Source organism: Xanthomonas campestris pv. campestris str. ATCC 33913, assembly GCF_000007145.1.
In the GTDB taxonomy this organism is placed as follows: Bacteria; Pseudomonadota; Gammaproteobacteria; order Xanthomonadales; family Xanthomonadaceae; genus Xanthomonas; species Xanthomonas campestris.
The window spans coordinates 1,315,073-1,331,249 of the sequence record NC_003902.1 but is presented as its reverse complement, the minus strand read 5'-3'; the positions used below and the strand labels follow the sequence as shown (position 1 = coordinate 1,331,249).

19 protein-coding genes are annotated in these 16,177 nt (G+C 64.0%); 11 read left to right on the top strand and 8 right to left on the bottom strand.

From position 1 onward, the window contains the following. Positions 1-104 precede the first annotated feature (104 nt). Positions 105-1,307: an RNA polymerase sigma factor gene (locus tag XCC_RS05940; RefSeq protein WP_011036343.1), complete on the top strand. Its 1,203-nt coding sequence runs from the start codon at positions 105-107 to the stop codon at positions 1,305-1,307. A 209-nt stretch (positions 1,308-1,516) separates the two neighbouring features. On the opposite strand, the gene XCC_RS05935 is transcribed toward XCC_RS05940, so the two are convergent. Continuing rightward, positions 1,517-2,110 carry an EF-hand domain-containing protein gene (locus tag XCC_RS05935; protein WP_011036342.1) on the bottom strand — a complete coding sequence of 198 codons (594 nt, stop codon included), beginning with the start codon at positions 2,108-2,110 and terminating at the stop codon, positions 1,517-1,519. A 39-nt stretch (positions 2,111-2,149) separates the two neighbouring features. Between XCC_RS05935 and XCC_RS05930 the strand changes: the two genes are divergently transcribed. The 4 genes from XCC_RS05930 (at position 2,150) to XCC_RS22340 (ending at position 6,290) form a co-directional block, all read left to right on the top strand. Further along, a complete protein-coding gene (locus tag XCC_RS05930; RefSeq protein ID WP_016944959.1) occupies positions 2,150-3,067 on the top strand; it encodes an arginyltransferase in 918 nt (305 codons plus the stop codon). A 47-nt stretch (positions 3,068-3,114) separates the two neighbouring features. Continuing rightward, positions 3,115-4,335: an endonuclease/exonuclease/phosphatase family protein gene (locus XCC_RS05925; RefSeq protein ID WP_012438966.1), complete on the top strand. Its 1,221-nt coding sequence runs from the start codon at positions 3,115-3,117 to the stop codon at positions 4,333-4,335. Between the two features lie 258 nt (positions 4,336-4,593). Beyond that, positions 4,594-5,208 (top strand): hypothetical protein, encoded by a 615-nt coding sequence (locus tag XCC_RS05920; protein WP_012438967.1) that lies wholly within the window; start codon positions 4,594-4,596, stop codon positions 5,206-5,208. Between the two features lie 26 nt (positions 5,209-5,234). Continuing rightward, positions 5,235-6,290, top strand: a complete 1,056-nt coding sequence (locus XCC_RS22340) for an XVIPCD domain-containing protein (protein WP_011036338.1) — start codon at positions 5,235-5,237, stop codon at positions 6,288-6,290. Between the two features lie 265 nt (positions 6,291-6,555). Here XCC_RS22340 and purT read toward each other — a convergent pair whose 3' ends face one another. Then, a complete protein-coding gene (purT, locus tag XCC_RS05910) occupies positions 6,556-7,758 on the bottom strand; it encodes a formate-dependent phosphoribosylglycinamide formyltransferase (RefSeq protein ID WP_011036337.1) in 1,203 nt (400 codons plus the stop codon). 128 nt (positions 7,759-7,886) lie between these two features. Here purT and XCC_RS05905 point away from each other — a divergent pair, with 128 nt between their 5' ends. From XCC_RS05905 to XCC_RS05885, 5 genes are all read left to right on the top strand, one after another. Next, on the top strand, positions 7,887-8,978 hold the full coding sequence (locus tag XCC_RS05905; protein ID WP_011036336.1) for an SPFH domain-containing protein: 1,092 nt from the start codon (positions 7,887-7,889) through the stop codon (positions 8,976-8,978). Between the two features lie 9 nt (positions 8,979-8,987). Beyond that, positions 8,988-9,272 carry a hypothetical protein gene (locus tag XCC_RS05900; RefSeq protein WP_011036335.1) on the top strand — a complete coding sequence of 95 codons (285 nt, stop codon included), beginning with the start codon at positions 8,988-8,990 and terminating at the stop codon, positions 9,270-9,272. Then, entirely contained in the window at positions 9,269-9,448 is a 180-nt protein-coding gene (locus tag XCC_RS05895; protein WP_011036334.1) for a hypothetical protein, read from the top strand. Before XCC_RS05900 ends, XCC_RS05895 begins: the two co-directional genes overlap by 4 nt. Then, positions 9,445-9,624, top strand: a complete 180-nt coding sequence (locus XCC_RS05890; RefSeq protein WP_011036333.1) for a hypothetical protein — start codon at positions 9,445-9,447, stop codon at positions 9,622-9,624. Before XCC_RS05895 ends, XCC_RS05890 begins: the two co-directional genes overlap by 4 nt. 139 nt (positions 9,625-9,763) lie before the next feature. After that, a complete protein-coding gene (locus XCC_RS05885) occupies positions 9,764-10,561 on the top strand; it encodes a M15 family metallopeptidase (protein ID WP_012438969.1) in 798 nt (265 codons plus the stop codon). 34 nt (positions 10,562-10,595) lie between these two features. Here the strand turns inward: XCC_RS05885 and XCC_RS05880 are convergent, their stop codons facing one another. The 6 genes from XCC_RS05880 to XCC_RS05850 all read right to left on the bottom strand — a co-directional run bounded on the left by XCC_RS05880 (position 10,596) and on the right by XCC_RS05850 (position 15,427). Beyond that, the gene (locus XCC_RS05880) at positions 10,596-11,270 is read right to left on the bottom strand and encodes a DNA-3-methyladenine glycosylase family protein (RefSeq protein WP_014507013.1); all 675 of its coding nucleotides are present in this window, start codon (positions 11,268-11,270) and stop codon (positions 10,596-10,598) included. A 1-nt stretch (position 11,271) separates the two neighbouring features. Then, positions 11,272-11,643 (bottom strand): DUF423 domain-containing protein, encoded by a 372-nt coding sequence (locus XCC_RS05875; protein WP_029629014.1) that lies wholly within the window; start codon positions 11,641-11,643, stop codon positions 11,272-11,274. Between the two features lie 96 nt (positions 11,644-11,739). Further along, on the bottom strand, positions 11,740-12,921 hold the full coding sequence (locus tag XCC_RS05870) for an SRPBCC family protein (protein WP_011036329.1): 1,182 nt from the start codon (positions 12,919-12,921) through the stop codon (positions 11,740-11,742). A 365-nt stretch (positions 12,922-13,286) separates the two neighbouring features. After that, positions 13,287-13,430: a hypothetical protein gene (locus tag XCC_RS22745; RefSeq protein WP_011269936.1), complete on the bottom strand. Its 144-nt coding sequence runs from the start codon at positions 13,428-13,430 to the stop codon at positions 13,287-13,289. A gap of 159 nt (positions 13,431-13,589) precedes the next feature. Continuing rightward, the gene (locus tag XCC_RS05855; RefSeq protein WP_011036328.1) at positions 13,590-14,231 is read right to left on the bottom strand and encodes a response regulator; all 642 of its coding nucleotides are present in this window, start codon (positions 14,229-14,231) and stop codon (positions 13,590-13,592) included. Further along, the gene (locus XCC_RS05850) at positions 14,231-15,427 is read right to left on the bottom strand and encodes a sensor histidine kinase (RefSeq protein ID WP_011036327.1); all 1,197 of its coding nucleotides are present in this window, start codon (positions 15,425-15,427) and stop codon (positions 14,231-14,233) included. The genes XCC_RS05855 and XCC_RS05850 overlap by 1 nt, the downstream gene beginning before the upstream one ends. A gap of 153 nt (positions 15,428-15,580) precedes the next feature. Between XCC_RS05850 and XCC_RS05845 the strand changes: the two genes are divergently transcribed. After that, positions 15,581-16,177 carry a GNAT family N-acetyltransferase gene (locus tag XCC_RS05845; protein ID WP_011036326.1) on the top strand — a complete coding sequence of 199 codons (597 nt, stop codon included), beginning with the start codon at positions 15,581-15,583 and terminating at the stop codon, positions 16,175-16,177.

Below are 16,177 nucleotides of genomic sequence, written 5' to 3'. Positions count from 1 at the left end.
ACGGCTCCAGGGAACCAGTCCAGCACGCTTACGCGCTGACGCAGCGAGCGGTCACATTCGCCAGGCAACTGCGTCATGCTGGTACCTGGACACGGATTCCGACGATGCACGCCGACACCCTGGACGCGATGCTCCACCACGAACTGCCGCACGCCGCGGCGGGTTGTCAGCAGGCGTACGGCCGCATCGTGACTGCCTGCCAGAACACGGTCACCGCCATCGCGCTGGCGATCACGCGCGATGTAGCGGCCAGCGAGGACATTGCGCAGGAAGCATTCCTGCGTGCGTGGCAGCGGCTGGCGCAGCTGCATCAACCGGCCAGCTTCCTGCCCTGGCTGCGGCAAATTACCCGCAACCTGGCGCGCGACTGGCTGCGTAGCCACCGGCATCGCCCACTGAGCGGTGAGGCGGCGGATCTGGCCATCGCAATGGCCGCCGACCCTTCGCCCTCGCCGGCCGAACAGGCCCTGCAGGTGGAAGAAGAGCGCGCCGCGCTGGAGATCATGTCCGCGCTGCCCAACGACAGCCGCGAGATCCTGCTGCTGTACTACCGCGAGGGCCAGCGCTCGCAGCAGGTGGCCAGCCTGCTCGGGCTCAGCGATGCGGCGGTGCGCAAGCGCCTGTCGCGCGCCCGTGCCACCGTGCGTAACGAACTGCTGCAGCGCTTTGACACCTTCGCACGCGGCAGTGCACCGGGTGTAGCCTTCGCCACCACGGTGACCGCTGCCACGATGCTCGCCGCGCCCGGAACGGCAAGCGCGGCGATTGCGCTGGGGGGGATTGGCAGTCTCGGCGGCGTCGGCAAACTGGGTGCCAGCGGCCTGAGCGGATCGGCGTTGACCAGTGGCAGTGCCGCCGGTGCGCTGAGCGTCCTGCTCGGCATGCCGATGGCAATCGCCTTGCTCGCAATCACGGGCGTGACGCTGACAACCTACATGTCTGGCGCGTATCTGTTGCGCTTTGCGACCACCGCGCGGGAAGCCGCTGCGATTCGTGGTTTCACTCGCCTGAGCACCTTGACCGCTGCACTGACCTGTGGAGCACCCTTGTTGCTGCGGGCGTTCGGTGCGCCCAAGTGGCTGGCGCTCTGCGTGCTGGCAGTTGGCATGTCGGTGGTCTGTTACCACACCTTGGGCACCCTGCCGCGCATCATGCAGCCGATGCTGGAGCGCGACGCGCGTCGACGCGGCACCACCCGCCCGCCGTTACTGTACCGCTGCATGTTCAGCCGCAGCGCAATTGCAGTCAGCCTGGCTGCGGTCATCGTGCCCATCGCCTACCGCTATGGGGTGCTGGGACTGGTGTGACGTGGGCATGGCTACGTTGTCGCTGAGAATGCGCGCTGCAAAAGAAACGGCCTCCTGCAGTTGCAGAAGGCCGTCGGTCGATCGGCGCCTTGTTACGGTGTTGCTGAGCTGCGACTACGTGTGTTGTCCGTGTTGTCCGTGTTGCCAGTCATCGCCACACGCCCTGGCTGAGCCCCTCTCGTCAGGGCATGCGTGGGCCTTCCTATCGATCAGTTACCGGCCGCCGGCTTGGCCGGCATCGGGCGCTTGCCATGCTCGCCACGCTCGCCGTGTTCACCCCGCGGACCATGTTCGCCGCGCAACTTGGACGCCGCATCGAACTCGGCCTTGCTCAGCTTGCCGTCCTTGTCGGTGTCGGCCTTGGCGAACCAGGCATCACGGTGCTGCTGCATGCGCTGCTCGCGATCGGCACGGTCGACAAACCCGTCCTTGTTGATGTCCATCTGGTCGAAGCGCGCGGCGAACTTGGGGTCGGCCTTGGCTTCGTCACGGCTGATGCGCCCGTCCTTGTTGGCATCGAGCTTGGCCCACATTTCGCCGCGGCCATCACGGCCCGGGCCGCGACGGTGCGGACGTTCGTCGCGCGACAGCTTGCCGTCCTTGTTGGTATCCAGGCTGTCGAACTTGGCGGCCAGGCGTGGGTCCGCGGCCGCTTCGCTGCGGTCGATCACGCCATCGCCGTTGGTGTCGAGCTTGGCCGGGCGCGGTGCGTCGCCTGCGGCAGGCGGGGTGGCAGCGAAGGCGCTGGCGGTGGACAGCGCGGCCAGCACGGCCAGGGCGAGAAACGGTTTGCGGGACGTCATGAGAAACTCCTTGGATGTGAAAACCACACGCGGCACTGCATGGGCCGCATCGCGTGGGTGGTGCGTCCGGACGCGCCGTGCGCTGCCACCAACATCCACATCAACGGGCGATTGCCGCCGCCGTTGACGCGCCAACCGGGCGCATTCATCCAGCGGACAGTCGCCGCCGTTGCGACGCGCAGGCGCTATCCTGCGCGCATGGCCATCCATGCCGACACCCACGACGACCTGCGCCTGTTCCAGACCGGCGAGCATGCCTGCGGGTATTGGTCCGATCGCCAGGCACGCGACCTGGTGCTGGACCCGCACGATCCACGCCTGGGCGCGCTCTATCCGCAGGCGCTGGCGTGGGGATTTCGTCGTTCCGGCGATCTTGTGTACCGCCCGCATTGCGAACGCTGCCGCGCCTGCGTGCCGGTGCGCATTGCCGTGGATGCGTTTCATCCGGACCGCAGCCAGCGCCGCTGCCTGGCGCGCAACCAGGATCTGGTGGTGCGCGTGGTCGCCGCGGAACGCACCGAAGAGCAGCTGGCGCTGTATCGCCAGTATCTGCAGCACCGGCATCCGGGCGGCGGCATGGACACGCACGGCGCGGCCGAGTTCGATCAGTTCCTGATCGGCGGCTGGTCGCACGGGCGCTTTCTGGAAATCCGCGAACCGGCCGTCGACCATGTGCCCGGCCGGCTGCTGGCGGTGGCGGTGACCGATGTCACTGAGCACGCCTTGTCGGCGGTGTACACGTTCTACGCACCGGATGCGGCTGCACGCAGCCTGGGCACCTTTGCCATCCTCGAACAGATCCAGTGGGCCAGGCGCGAACGCCGCGCGCACCTGTATCTGGGCTACTGGATCGAAGGCCACGCCAAGATGAATTACAAGCGCCGCTTCAACGCGCTGGAAGCCTACGACGGCCGTCATTGGCGCGGCCTGCCCGCGGCCCAGGGCTCGGCCCGATAGCGCCACGCGACATCGGTCTGTCGCATGCTGCATGCGAGAATAGCGCCATGATCAGACCTGTCTTATTGCTTGCACTGGCCGCGCTTTGCACCGCCTGTGCCCACCGTACCGCCCCGACCGGGCAGAGCGCTGCATCCACCACGGCCGCCCCCTTGCGCATCGCCACCTACAACACCTCGCTGTACTCCGACGAGGCCGGCGGGCTGGTGCGTGAACTGCAGGGCGACAGCGCGCATGCGCGCAAGATCGCCGCCGTGCTGCAGCGCGTGCGCCCGGACCTGGTGCTGCTCAACGAGTTCGATTTCGACCCTGCGCATCGTGCGGCCGATCTATTCCAGCAACGCTATCTGCAAGTGGCCCAGCCCGGCGGTGGCGACGCATTGTCGTATCCATATCGCTACCTGGCACCGGTCAATACCGGCGTGCCCAGCGGCCTGGACCTGGACAACAACGGCAGCGTTGGCGGCGATGGCCGCAGCCGTGGCAACGATGCCTGGGGCTATGGGCTGCACCCTGGCCAATACGGCATGCTGGTGCTGTCGCGCTATCCGATCGATGCGCAGGCAGTGCGCAGTTTCCAGTTGCTGAAGTGGAGCGCGCTGCCCGGCGCACTGCGCCCGGTCGATCCGGCCACCCGGCGCCCGTTCTACAACGATGCGGTCTGGGCACAGCTGCGGCTGTCGTCGAAATCGCACTGGGACGTGCCGGTGCGCACGCCGCTGGGCGTGGTGCACGCATTGGTTTCGCACCCCACTCCGCCGGTATTCGACGGTGCGGAAAAGCGTAATGCCGCGCGCAACCACGACGAACTGCAACTGTGGCGCGCCTACCTGGACAACGCCGCCGACACCACGCGTTGGCTGTGCGACGACCAGGGCCGCTGTGGCGGCCTGGAACGCGACGCGCACTTCGTGATCCTGGGCGATCTCAACAACGACCCCATCGATGGCGCCGGCCGGCATGAAGCCATCCGTGCGCTGATCAATCACCCGCGCGTACTAAAGTACCCCACACCCGTCAGCGCCGGTGGCCCGGAAAAAACCGCCGAATACGCCGCACAAGGCATTGCGCATACCGGCGACCCGCACCAGGTCACCGGCGACTTCGGACCGCAGGCGGGCACGATGCGGCTGGACTACGTACTGCCATCGCATCAATTCACCCTGGCCGGCAGTGGCATCTTCTGGCCCGCCGGCAGCTCGCCGGATGCGGCGATCGCCGATGGCAGCGATCACCATGCGGTGTGGGTGGATGTGGCTGGGAAGTAAGGGCCTACCAGCACCCGAGAGATTTTATGAATGACGCCCGGCGACGGCAGGCGGCGCCCGCTCGCTCGCCCGCCCGGGCCGATAGTGGCAACAAGCTGGCTGGTGGTTTGCCGCCTGCCAGCCAGCAGTAACGAAGCTCGGTATTTCAGCTTTTACAGGCGCCAGGCATCACCTCATCCCTTTATACACAAGGCAGGCCTAGTCGGCTTCAGATCGCGGGTTACACTCTGACGCAATCCTGTCTGCAATGAGAACCGGATGAGACCAAATTTGCAGGATATGCGTTCCCGCATGCGGGGTTTGTGGTCATCAATCGTGATCGCTACGATGCTGGCTGCCTGTGGTGCAAGCAAAGCGCCGCAGTCCGAGAAACAAGATCTTTTTCTCAGTCAACCATTTCGCGTGGATGCCACGGACGAACATGTGCGCTTTGAATTCGAAGCCACACCGGACAACGTGAACCTTACGCAGCCCTATATCGTCGGGTTGACACTAAGTCGCAAGGGATCTATCGACCCAGTCACGATGTTAAACAAAAGCGAATCGCCCGTGCGATATGCGCTTAAAGTTGAGGCATGCAAGTGGGTGGGAGACCGATGCTTAGAAATAAAAACAGAAGATGCATTTCAAGAATATATGAGGGAGGAACCCAGCAGAAAAAAATTTTTCGACTGGAGAAAGGGAAAAGATGAAGTAAAATACATCGACATCGGAGCCCATACTTCAAACTCAAGTGACTGGGTTGTATGCAACCTACCTCTAGAAAGTTACGGCCGCTACCGCATTGACATCTCCACACAGCCAAGCAATCCAACATTGAAAGACCCCACTGCACAGGTTTCCATTCAAAAGAGATGGACTTCCTCGAAATAGCCTCGAGATCTCACATGGAGCAAGAGATGGATAAGCAGCAATACACCGTAACGATTGTTATCGCGGCGCCTGGCACCCCGCTATATAAAAACGGCGAACAGCAGGTTATAGATGGCGAACCGGCCAATTCCGGGCCAGGGCACATGTTTTTTATACTTGACGATAGCAAGAGCAAACCGATTAGTTATGGATTTGCTCCCATCACGCACGGCGAGATGAACGGACCAGGAAAAATCTATAACTCAGACGCTAAGGAATACCATAACCCTGCCTATTCCAGAACGATTGAAATAAGCAAAGAGCAGTATGAAAAACTGCAAAAATTCGGTGAAGAGCCGGAAAAACTGGGGTTCGACAAAGAGTACAGGGACGTGCACAACAACTGTGTCGACTTTACCTGGGCTGCACTCAATCATGCCGGGCTCCATCGCAACAAGAGCATTGATGTGAATGGATTGCTTGGGCCTGGCGGAGTCGGACAACTGCTTCCGGACGTTCGCATCCCTTTGCCGGTTGAAGGCTCGGGGAAAGATGCTTACCGCCCCTTGCGCAATATTCATGGCGTGGAAAGCATTGAGGCACCGTTTCCGCAAAGCCCGCTGAACAAAGAAGTTCGGCATCCGCTTCCGGCAGACAGATCGATCCAACAACATCTCTTGAGCGATCAGCAGCAACTGCCGTCACTCCGTAATCCCGATCATCCTGGGCACACGCTGTTCGCCCAGGCACAGACCCATGTGCAAGCTTTGGATCAGGCAAACAACCGGCAATCGGATGCGCGCAGCGACAACCTGGCTGGTTGCCTGGCGGTGCAATCCTGCAAAATGGGCATGAACCGCATCGACGACGTTCGTCTAAGCGAGGACGCCTCACATGCGTTTGCGGTACAGAACAATCCCAACTCACTGGGACCGCATGACCAGTTGCGTGCCCATGTGGATACTGTCGTTGCACTCAATACACCGCTGGAGCAAAGCAGTCAGAACTGGGTCCAGGCTGCGGCAGAACGCGCGCACGGCGAACAGCAAAGGCAGATACAGCAAGAGCAGAGCCAACCACACCCTGCAAGGGCCTTGACCTGAAACTTGCAGTTCGACTTACATGCCCCCTGCGTCCTACGCCTTCGATGGAGCAGACGGATGCCTATCAGATCACTGTCTGACAGTGGTTTGGTCTCACCCGCAACGGATGTAATGCGGGTGTAGCCACCATGGTTCACGAAGCAATGTTTCGAGATTGCTGCACGTTGGCTGCATGCCAATCTCGCCAGCTGAAAGCAAGGCAGTCTTGAAAATCGTGGGCAACGGTCAAGCCGATGCCCACAAGGCCCCGCAAGAACTACGTTATTTAATCGCGAAGCTGAATCGTCAGCGCCGCGGCAGCCACGCGCGCTTTCTCGCGCGCCGCATCGATGCTGCCGGCGCGCGCCAGCGTCACGCCAACCCGGCGATGACCGTCCACGCGCGGCTTGCCGAACAGGCGCAGCGCGGTGTCCGGGTCGCGCAAGGCCTCGGCCACGTTGTCGAACACCGGCACGCCGTTGCCATGCGCCAATAGCGCGCACGATGCGGAGGGACCGCTCTGACGGATCACGCCGCCGTTCTCCGCTCCGACCGGCAGGCCCAGAATGGCGCGCGCGTGCAGCGCGAACTCGCTCAGTTCCTGCGACACCAGCGTGACCAGGCCGGTGTCGTGCGGGCGCGGCGAGACTTCGCTGAACCACACCTCGTCGCCCTTGACGAACAGCTCCACGCCAAACAACCCCCAGCCGCCCAGCTCATCAGTGATTGCCTGTGCAATCTCCTGCGAGCGGCGCAGCGCCGCGGCCGACATCGGCTGCGGCTGCCAGCTTTCGCGGTAGTCGCCATCTTTCTGCCAATGTCCGATCGGGTCGCAGAACGAGGTGCCACCGGCATGGCGCACGGTCAGCAGGGTGATCTCGTAATCGAAATCGATGAAGCCTTCGACGATGCAGCGGCCGGCGCCGGCGCGTCCGCCCGTTTGCGCGTAGTCCCAGGCTGCGTCGATGTCCGCCTCGCTGCGCAGCGTGCTCTGGCCTTTGCCCGAGGACGACATCACCGGCTTGACCACGCACGGCAGCCCGACTGTGGCGATCGCCTCGCGATACTCGGCGGCGGTGTCGACAAAGCGGTAGGGCGAGGTCGGCAGGCCCAGGGTTTCGGCAGCCAGGCGACGGATGCCTTCGCGGTCCATGGTCAGACGCGCGGCACGCGCGGTGGGGATCACCTTCTGCCCCTGCTCGTGCTCCAGCGCTACCAGGGTCTCGGTGTGGATGGCTTCGATCTCCGGCACGATCAGGTGCGGCTGCTCCTGCGCGATCAGCGCCCGCAAGGCTTGCGGGTCGAGCATGTCCAGCACGTGCGAACGATGCGCCACCTGCATGGCCGGTGCGTTGGCATACCGATCGGCGGCAATCACTTCCACCCCGAAGCGCTGCAGCTCGATGGCGACCTCCTTGCCCAGTTCGCCCGAGCCCAGCAACAGCACACGGGTGGCGGAAGGCGACAACGGCGTGCCGAGAGTGGTCATGAGCGCGGTCCAGATCGGGAGGGGCCGCCATTTTAACGAACGCGCGATTGCCGCAGATGGCGGCAGCCCTTGAATAATCTGATATCACTTTGATATCTTTCTCACGAACCCACATGGACTCCCTCCTCATGAAAGAGAAGCCGATCGGCTCGTTGGCAGGCATCCCCATCATCCTTGCCGTGGGCGCCGCGTTCGCGGGCATGTCCTGGTATTTGCTCAGTGCAATTTCCGCCGCGAGCATCACGCCGGCCAGCTTCATCGCGGCGCTCGCAGTCGTGGTGGTCGGGATCTTTTTCTTCGCCGGCCTGTACACCCTGGAACCGAATCAGGCCGCGGTGCTGAGCCTGTTCGGCAAGTACGTCGGCACCGTGAAGGACCCAGGCCTGCGCTGGAACAGCCCCTTCTATGCAAAGAAGCGGATCAGCCAGCGCGTGCGTAATTTCGAAAGCGGCCGGCTCAAGGTCAATGAACTCGACGGCAGCCCGATCGAGATCGCGGCCGTGATCGTGTGGCAGGTGATGGATGCTTCTGAGGCGGTGTACAACGTGGACGACTACGAAAGCTTCGTGCACATCCAGTCCGAAGCCGCGTTGCGCGCGATGGCCACCAGCTATCCGTACGACCAGTATGCAAAGAAGCGGATCAGCCAGCGCGTGCGTAATTTCGAAAGCGGCCGGCTCAAGGTCAATGAACTCGACGGCAGCCCGATCGAGATCGCGGCCGTGATCGTGTGGCAGGTGATGGATGCTTCTGAGGCGGTGTACAACGTGGACGACTACGAAAGCTTCGTGCACATCCAGTCCGAAGCCGCGTTGCGCGCGATGGCCACCAGCTATCCGTACGACCAGCATGAGGAAGGCCAGATTTCGCTGCGCAGCCACCCGGCCGAGATCAGCGAACAACTCAAGCGGCATCTGGACGAGCGCCTGACCCAGGCCGGCGTGGACGTGATCGAGGCGCGCATCAGCCACCTCGCCTACGCACCGGAAATCGCCCAGGCCATGCTGCAGCGTCAGCAGGCCAATGCGGTGATTGCCGCACGCTCGCGCATCGTGGCCGGCGCCGTGGGGATGGTGGAGATGGCACTGGCCGAGTTGCAGAAAAACGGCGTGGTGCAGTTGGACGAAGAGCGCAAGGCGCATATGGTCAGCAACCTGCTTACCGTGTTGTGTTCTGATCGCGGCACCCAACCGGTGGTCAACACCGGCTCGCTCTATTGAGGTGAAACAATGAATGTCATGGTGCCGTTGGTGGTCGCGCTGTCCGGCTTGCCCGCACTGGCGATCGCCGCCTCCATCGGTGCGGACGACGACGACCGCGCACGCGGCCTGGGCCTGCGCTGGGCCTTGATCAGTCTGGTGATCCTGATCGGTGCCGCCTGCCTGTACTGGGCCGGCGACAACCGCGCCGGAATCTATGCAGTGGTGATCGGCATGATCATCGGCGTCAACGTCTTGATCGTCTCGATGGTCATGCACCTGCGCCGCCACAGCGGCCGCGGTGAGCGCGAGTGAGCGAAAAGAAGGCCTACCCGCTGCGCATCAACGCCGATGTGCTGGCAGCTGTGCAGCGCTGGTCCGATGACGAACTACGCAGCCTTAACGCGCAGATCGAATATGTATTGCGCGATGCCTTGCGCAAGGCAGGGCGGCTGCCAAAGCCGCCCGCCGACAAGGAACCACACGCATGAGCAAGCGCTGGACTGACCTGACGCTCGAGTTGAAGCCCTCGTTCATCGGCAGCATCAAGACCAAGGATCTCCAGGCCGAACTGACCAAACCGGGCAACCTCGGCTGGGAGCTGGTCAACAGCATCATACCGGCACCGCTGAGTGCGGCGTTGCTGGTATTCAAGAAGGAGCTCTGAGGTGACGAGGCCATCGCGCCAGCGGCCCGGCGGGACTGCAGCAACGGTGGCATGCAGCGGGCAACGCCGGCCGCCGTGCCAGCTACTGCAGGATCGGCTGCAGCTGGCCGCGCAGCGCGCTTAGCCCTACCCTGTTGCGATGCGCCCGACACAGACCCTGCTGCTCAACACCACCGCGATCGAACTGCTTCCTGCTGCCCTGCTACGCGCGCGCAGCAATGCCGACGCACGCGTATTGGCACAGGCCGATTGGCTGCTGCGGCGCAAGCGCGATGGCAAGTACCTCGCCGCGCAGCTGCCGCATGGGTTGATGCCACTGATACCACGCCTGGCCCGCGAGCCGGGCCTGGACGAGGCGCTGGATCTGCTCCACACCAGCGCGCGCCGCACCACGCAGGCGCTGGATGCCGTGCTGCCGATCGACGGGCTGCAGCGTCGTCTGACACAGCTGGGCATTGGCGCCGACGCGTATGTGGCGCAGACCGGGCTGGACCTGATCGCCGAACCGGCAGCGCTGCACCTGGCCGGGCGCGATCGCTTTGCGCGCCCACTGTGGCTCAGCGCCGGTGCTGCGCGTGCGTGGCGGCAACTGCGTGCGGCCGCGCTGCGCGAAGACGTGGTCCTCGATGCCATTTCCGGCTACCGCAGCCACGACTATCAACTGGGCATCTTCGAACGCAAGTTCGCGCGCGGCCTGACGCTTGCGCAGATCCTGGCGGTCAACGCGGCACCTGGTTTCAGCGAACATCACAGCGGCGATGCAGTGGATATCGGCACGCCTGGCGAACCGCCGGCCGAAGAAAGCTTTGAGTCAACCGCGGCAGTCGCGTGGCTGCAGACGCATGCCGGGCGCTTTGGTTTTCGGCTGAGCTATCCGCGCGACAACCCGCACGGCATCGTCTACGAGCCCTGGCATTGGCGCTGGTGGCCGGCCTGATGGCGCGTGCGCAGGCAGTGCGCAGCGTGGCCGCTCATTCCTGCGAACGCGGCGTCGGCACCTTCGCGGCAATACTGAAGTCGGCGATCTTCCACAGGTAGAACGCGGCGTAAGTGCGGTACGGCCCCCAACGCTCGCCGCGCTCGGCGAGTTCCTTCGGCGTTGGCATCTGCGCTTGTTTGTCCACGCGCTGGGCGCCCTTGCGCACGCCCAGGTCGTCGATGGGCAACAGGTCCGGGCGGCCGAGGCGGAACATCAACATCATCTCCACCGTCCAGCGGCCGATGCCACGGACCGGTACCAATGCCTCGACGATGGCGTCGTCTTCCATGAAGGCGAGTTTGCGCAGTGAAGGGATCTCGCCCAGTGCCTCGCGCCGCGCCAGGTCGCGCAGTGCCAGCGCCTTGTTGCCGGACACGCCGCAGGCGCGCAGCGCCGCATCGTCCACGCGCCCCAACGTGTCGGCATGCAGCCGGCTGGCACCGATCGCCACCTCCACGCGCCCAACAATGGTGGCCGCGGCCTTGCCGCTCAGTTGCTGAAACAAGATGGCGCGCGCCAGTGCGTCCACCGGATCGAACGGCTTGCGCCATCCCGGCTGCGGTGCGATCGGGCCGATGCGTCTCATCCAGGCCCCCAGCGCGCGATCACTGCGCGCCAGATGGGTGAAGGCCATCTCCACATCGAAGCCGCGGGCGTGACGTGGCATCTCAGCGCCTCAACGCACCGATCGCCAGCACCACCCAGCCCAGCATCAGGCTGACCCCGCCGATCGGCGCCAGGCTGGTGGGCCAGTGCAGCAACGCGCCGCCAACCAGGCTGCCGGCAAACAGCAGGGTGCCAAGCAACAGCAGGTACAGGCCGATGCGGCCCAGCGCGCGGGTCTCAGCACCGCCCAGCACCACCAACACGGCGCCATGGCCGAAGGCGTACAGCGCGGCCAGTTGCAGGCGCGATTGCACCAGCGCATCGGCCACACCATGCGAGGCGTAGGCCGATAGCCCCACTGCGGCGGCGGCCAGCAGCGCTCCCACAAAGGCCAGGAGCGAAGGATGTTTCTTGCGACGATCAGGCAACGACATGGTGGCAGTTCCAAAGGCAGCGCCGCAGCGCAAAAAAAAACGCGCCGCAAGGATGCGGCGCGTTTTCGTCTGGATCACATCATCGTGGTGAAACGATTACTTGATGGCCCAGTAGACGTCGTAGGTACCGTCCTGCGTGAACGACTTGTCCACCCCACCCTTCCACGACTCGTACGGACGCTCGGTCACGTCGTTGCCGCTGGTGGCAGCCCAAGCGCGCAGCGAGTTACGCACTGCATCCAGGCCGGCCATGTGGCCTGCGTAGGTTGCGAACGCGGAACGGTGCGCCTTGGTGCGCTCGTACTTCACCGGTGCTTCGGTCGGGATGTTGACCTTCAACTCTTCACCCGTCGCGGCAACCGGGGTTGCGTCGACAGGTGCAGCAGCAGCGGCGTCGTCCTTCTTGTCGTCAGCCTTGGCGGTGTCGGCCTTGGCGTCGGTCTTGGCAGCGCCGCCGGCCTTCTTGCGCACCGGCTGCACGACGTCAAACGCGTACTTGTCGGTGGCGAAGTCGGTGGTGACGATCCGCACCGGACCCGACGGCTCGAGGCCATTGGAATCCATGACGCGCTTGATCCACTCCTGGTTGTCCTTGATCGACTTCTTGATCGTCTCGTTGTCGCGATCGATGTTGCCGGCGGTGACGACCAGCAGGTCCTCGGCAGGCACATCGACGAGCTTGAGATCGCTCAACACCGGCTTGCCTTCCAGCTCGGCGCGGTAGTCGAAGTTCGGCACGGTGGCCAGTGCGGTGGCCAGGCGCGACAGACCCAGCTTCAGGTCATCGCCGACATGCCGGCTGACGTACAAGCCCGCGTAGCGACCAAACAGGTTCCAGCCGTACTTGACGCTGTAGTCCTGGGTGATGCGCACGTTCTTGTTGTTCTTGCCGGTCGGCTTCAACGTGAAGTTGGTGACCTTGTCGTAGCCCTTGGTGGGATCTTCGATCGAGATCTCAACGCGCTCGTTCTTGACGCTGTTGGTGATCTCCCAGCTGCCCTGACCGATGTAGCCTTCAGTGGAGCTGTATTCAACGCGTGCACCCTTGCCCTCTTCCGGGCCGGCCAGCTTCAGCTGGATCTTGGGATCACGCAGCACAAGCGGGTTCCAATCCTTGAAACGACGGAAGCTGTTCACGGTGTCGTAAACAATCGTCATCCTGCGGTTGGTCTCGACACTCTCGGACATCTGCCGCTCCGAGGGCAACACCAAGCCCACCACGACAAACAAGCCAGCCACGATCCCCAAGGCGATCAGGAACTCGATAATACGGGTCATTCAGGAGGTCTCCGGGGCCGATCCCACGGCCGGGTTGAGTGAAGCGAAGCCGCCATCCTAGCAGGCTTCGAGAAAGATGTTCAGTTGTGCGACGGGTAGCGCGGTCCTGCGGTGTCATCCGCGCGCTCGCGCCGCGTGGTGCAAAGGCGCAATCGCAACCTGGACAAGGGTTTGCAGCGATTGCGCGCGGACATCATGCACGCGATGACGCGAGCGCGTGTGATGCACGGGACGCACTCCCTCGCCATTGCGGGTAGGCAGCCTGTTCCGTTCACTTGTAGACGACTGCGCCGCGATGAACAAGCGCATCGGCCAGACGCGGTGCCAGCGTGCACCGACACCCTGCACGCCGGGGTTCCGTACCCTCAGACCAGCTGCAACTCGAACGCCTTCAGCACTGCCCGGGTGCGGTCGCGCACGCCCAGCTTGGACAGGGTGAGCGGGCGCTGCTTGCAAGCCACTGGCTTGCGCGCCCGCGAACGCACGGCGCGCTGCGCCGGGCCGGGCATCCTGTGCTCAGACCAGCTGCAGCTCGAACGCCTTCAGCACTGCCCGGGTGCGGTCGCGCACGCCCAGCTTGGACAGGGTGAGCGGGCGCTGCTTGCAAGCCATTGGCTTGCGCGCACGCGAACGCACGGCGCGCTGCGCCGGGCCGGGCATCCTGTGGCTCAGACCAGCTGCAGCTCGAACGCCTTCAGCACCGCCCGGGTGCGGTCGCGCACGCCCAGCTTGGACAGGATGTTGGACACGTGATTCTTGATCGTCCCCTCCGCCACGCCCAGCGAATTGGCGATCTCCTTGTTGGAAAAGCCGCTGGCCATCAGGCGCAGGATCTCGGTCTCGCGGTCGGTGAGCGGGTCGGGCCGGTCGAGGCTGACGAACTCGTTGCGCATGTGCTCCAGGCCCGACAGCAGGCGCTGGGTCACCGCCGGCTGCACCAGCGAGCCGCCGTCGGCCACGGTGCGGATCGCGCCGACCAATTGCTCCAGCGAAACGTCCTTGAGCAGGTAGCCCTTGGCGCCGGCCTTGAGCCCGGCCAGCACCAGTTGGTCGTCGTCGAAGGTGGTCAGGATGATGGTCGGCGGCAAGGTGCCGTTGCGCGAGAGCATCTGCAGCGCTTCCAGGCCGGACATCACCGGCATGCGCATGTCCATCAGCACCACGTCCGGCTGGATCTGCGGAATCTGCTCCACCGCCTGCCGGCCATCGGCCGCCTCGGCCACCACCTCGATCCCGGCGTCCAGGGCCAGCAGCGAGCGGATGCCCTGCCGTACCAAGGTTTGGTCATCGACCAGGCACACACGGATCATCACGACACTCCTTGAGTAATGGCCGCGGGCATCAGTGCCGGCGCGCCTGGAACGGAGATGCGCAGGCAAAAGCCGTCACCCCGCCGGGTTTGAATCTCGAGCTGTCCACCATACTGGTTCAGGCGTTCGCGCATGCCGCGCAGGCCATTGCCGGGCGCGACCGCGTCGGCACCCTGGCCGTCGTCGCGCGCATCGATCAACACGGTGTCCGCATCGCGGCGCACCTGGATCCACAGATTGCGCGCGCCGGCGTGGCGCACCGCGTTGGTGATGATTTCCTGGGTACAGCGCAGCAGCACATGCGCGCGTTCGGGGTCGTCCAGGGTCAATGGCTGACCGATGTCCAGATGGATATCCAGCGACGGCACCTGGGTCACCAATGGGCGTAGCGCCGCTTCCAGATCGATGGCGCCACTGTCGCGCAGCTGACTGACCGCTTCGCGCACGTCGGTGAGCAGCAGCTTGGCCAGGGTATGGGCCTGGCGTACGTGTTCCTGCGCCTGGCCCTCGGTGATGTGGCCGGCCACTTCCAGATTGAGGCTCAGCGCAGTGAGGTGATGACCGAGCAGGTCGTGCAGCTCGCGCGAGATGCGGGTGCGCTCGTTGATGCGCGCGCTTTCGGCCAGCAGCGCGCGGGTGGCACGCAGTTCCGCATTGAGCCGGCGCTGTTCTTCGCGCGCATCGGTCTGCTGGCGCGCGACCAGGCTGGTCACGAAGATGAACATCGAAAAGCCGCCATACAGCAGCGACTGCATCAACGCAGCGAACAAGGTGAAATCCGGGCGCAAATAATAGAAAACCGGCAGCACGGCCAGCTGGCTGAGCACCAGCCAGGCCACCCCGATACGCAGCGGTAGCAACCAGGGGATCACACCGGCGGCCACCATCATCAGGATGCTGCCCAGCCCGGTTCCGCTCAGATAGCTGACCGCCAGCGCAAAGATCGTGAGCAGCAGCAGGATCAGCCGGTCGTACCAATGGGCGTGTCCGCCCCCCCTCAAACCACGGGTCAGCCAGAAGTAGCTGGCGCCAAAGCCAACGAAGAACGTCGACATCAGCAGACCTTCCGCCGCACTGCGATGGTCTCCCTCTTCGGCGGCGGGCCAATACGTGTACACCAACGGCATGGCGATCATCGCCCAGGTGAACAGGCCGGCGAAGCGCAGGACGCGCGTATGACTGAGGTATCCCAACATGCACGCATCTTAGGCGTAACGCCTGCGTCTGCCCTCTTGCCGGAAGTCATGCATGCCGATGGTCGTCACGTCAGGTCGCCGCTTCAGGCCTGCCATGTAATAATCCGACGCAGATCCGATTTCGGGTCGATAGCGTTACCCCACGGAGTCCCAATGTCGATCGTCATCCGCGACGTGCGCGAGCACGAGCTCGATTCCGTCCTGGCCCTGAACAACAATGCCGGACTGGCGATCCTGCCGCTGGATTCAACCAAACTGCAGCGTTTCTACGAGCAGGCCGAATACTTCCGCGTCGCCGAGCGCGACGGCAACCTGGCCGGTTTCCTGGTCGGTTTCGGCAGTGGCAGTGCTCATGACAGCAGCAATTTCGCCTGGTTCCGGGACCGTCACCCGGAGTTCTTCTATATCGACCGCATCGTGGTGGCCAGCCGCCGCCGTGGCGGCGGTGTCGGCCGTGCGTTCTATGCGGACGTGCAGAGCTACACCGAACTGCGCTACCCGCAGCTGGCCTGCGAGGTGTTCCTGGACCACGGCGCCGATGCGGCGCTGCTGTTCCATGGCAGCTTCGGCTTTCGCGAAGTGGGCCAGAACACCATGGCCGACGTGGAAGTGCGCGCCAGCATGCTCATGAAAGACATGTGCAGCTACCCGTGGGTCAAGGAGACCTATGCCGGCAAGCTGCCCGAAGAGCTGCCCTGGGTGGGACGGCCGCGGCACGCTGCCGCCGACAACCGTTCGACGGGGACCTGA

Coding starts and splice junctions, on each gene's coding strand:
- XCC_RS05940 (WP_011036343.1), top strand. CDS start 105: ATGCACGCCGACACCCTGGACGCGATGCTCCACCACGAACTGCCGCAC.
- XCC_RS05935 (WP_011036342.1), bottom strand. CDS start 2,110: ATGACGTCCCGCAAACCGTTTCTCGCCCTGGCCGTGCTGGCCGCGCTG.
- XCC_RS05930 (WP_016944959.1), top strand. CDS start 2,150: ATGGGCCGCATCGCGTGGGTGGTGCGTCCGGACGCGCCGTGCGCTGCC.
- XCC_RS05925 (WP_012438966.1), top strand. CDS start 3,115: ATGATCAGACCTGTCTTATTGCTTGCACTGGCCGCGCTTTGCACCGCC.
- XCC_RS05920 (WP_012438967.1), top strand. CDS start 4,594: ATGAGACCAAATTTGCAGGATATGCGTTCCCGCATGCGGGGTTTGTGG.
- XCC_RS22340 (WP_011036338.1), top strand. CDS start 5,235: ATGGATAAGCAGCAATACACCGTAACGATTGTTATCGCGGCGCCTGGC.
- purT (WP_011036337.1), bottom strand. CDS start 7,758: ATGACCACTCTCGGCACGCCGTTGTCGCCTTCCGCCACCCGTGTGCTG.
- XCC_RS05905 (WP_011036336.1), top strand. CDS start 7,887: ATGAAAGAGAAGCCGATCGGCTCGTTGGCAGGCATCCCCATCATCCTT.
- XCC_RS05900 (WP_011036335.1), top strand. CDS start 8,988: ATGAATGTCATGGTGCCGTTGGTGGTCGCGCTGTCCGGCTTGCCCGCA.
- XCC_RS05890 (WP_011036333.1), top strand. CDS start 9,445: ATGAGCAAGCGCTGGACTGACCTGACGCTCGAGTTGAAGCCCTCGTTC.
- XCC_RS05885 (WP_012438969.1), top strand. CDS start 9,764: ATGCGCCCGACACAGACCCTGCTGCTCAACACCACCGCGATCGAACTG.
- XCC_RS05880 (WP_014507013.1), bottom strand. CDS start 11,270: ATGCCACGTCACGCCCGCGGCTTCGATGTGGAGATGGCCTTCACCCAT.
- XCC_RS05875 (WP_029629014.1), bottom strand. CDS start 11,643: ATGTCGTTGCCTGATCGTCGCAAGAAACATCCTTCGCTCCTGGCCTTT.
- XCC_RS05870 (WP_011036329.1), bottom strand. CDS start 12,921: ATGACCCGTATTATCGAGTTCCTGATCGCCTTGGGGATCGTGGCTGGC.
- XCC_RS22745 (WP_011269936.1), bottom strand. CDS start 13,430: ATGCCCGGCCCGGCGCAGCGCGCCGTGCGTTCGCGGGCGCGCAAGCCA.
- XCC_RS05855 (WP_011036328.1), bottom strand. CDS start 14,231: ATGATCCGTGTGTGCCTGGTCGATGACCAAACCTTGGTACGGCAGGGC.
- XCC_RS05850 (WP_011036327.1), bottom strand. CDS start 15,427: ATGTTGGGATACCTCAGTCATACGCGCGTCCTGCGCTTCGCCGGCCTG.
- XCC_RS05845 (WP_011036326.1), top strand. CDS start 15,581: ATGTCGATCGTCATCCGCGACGTGCGCGAGCACGAGCTCGATTCCGTC.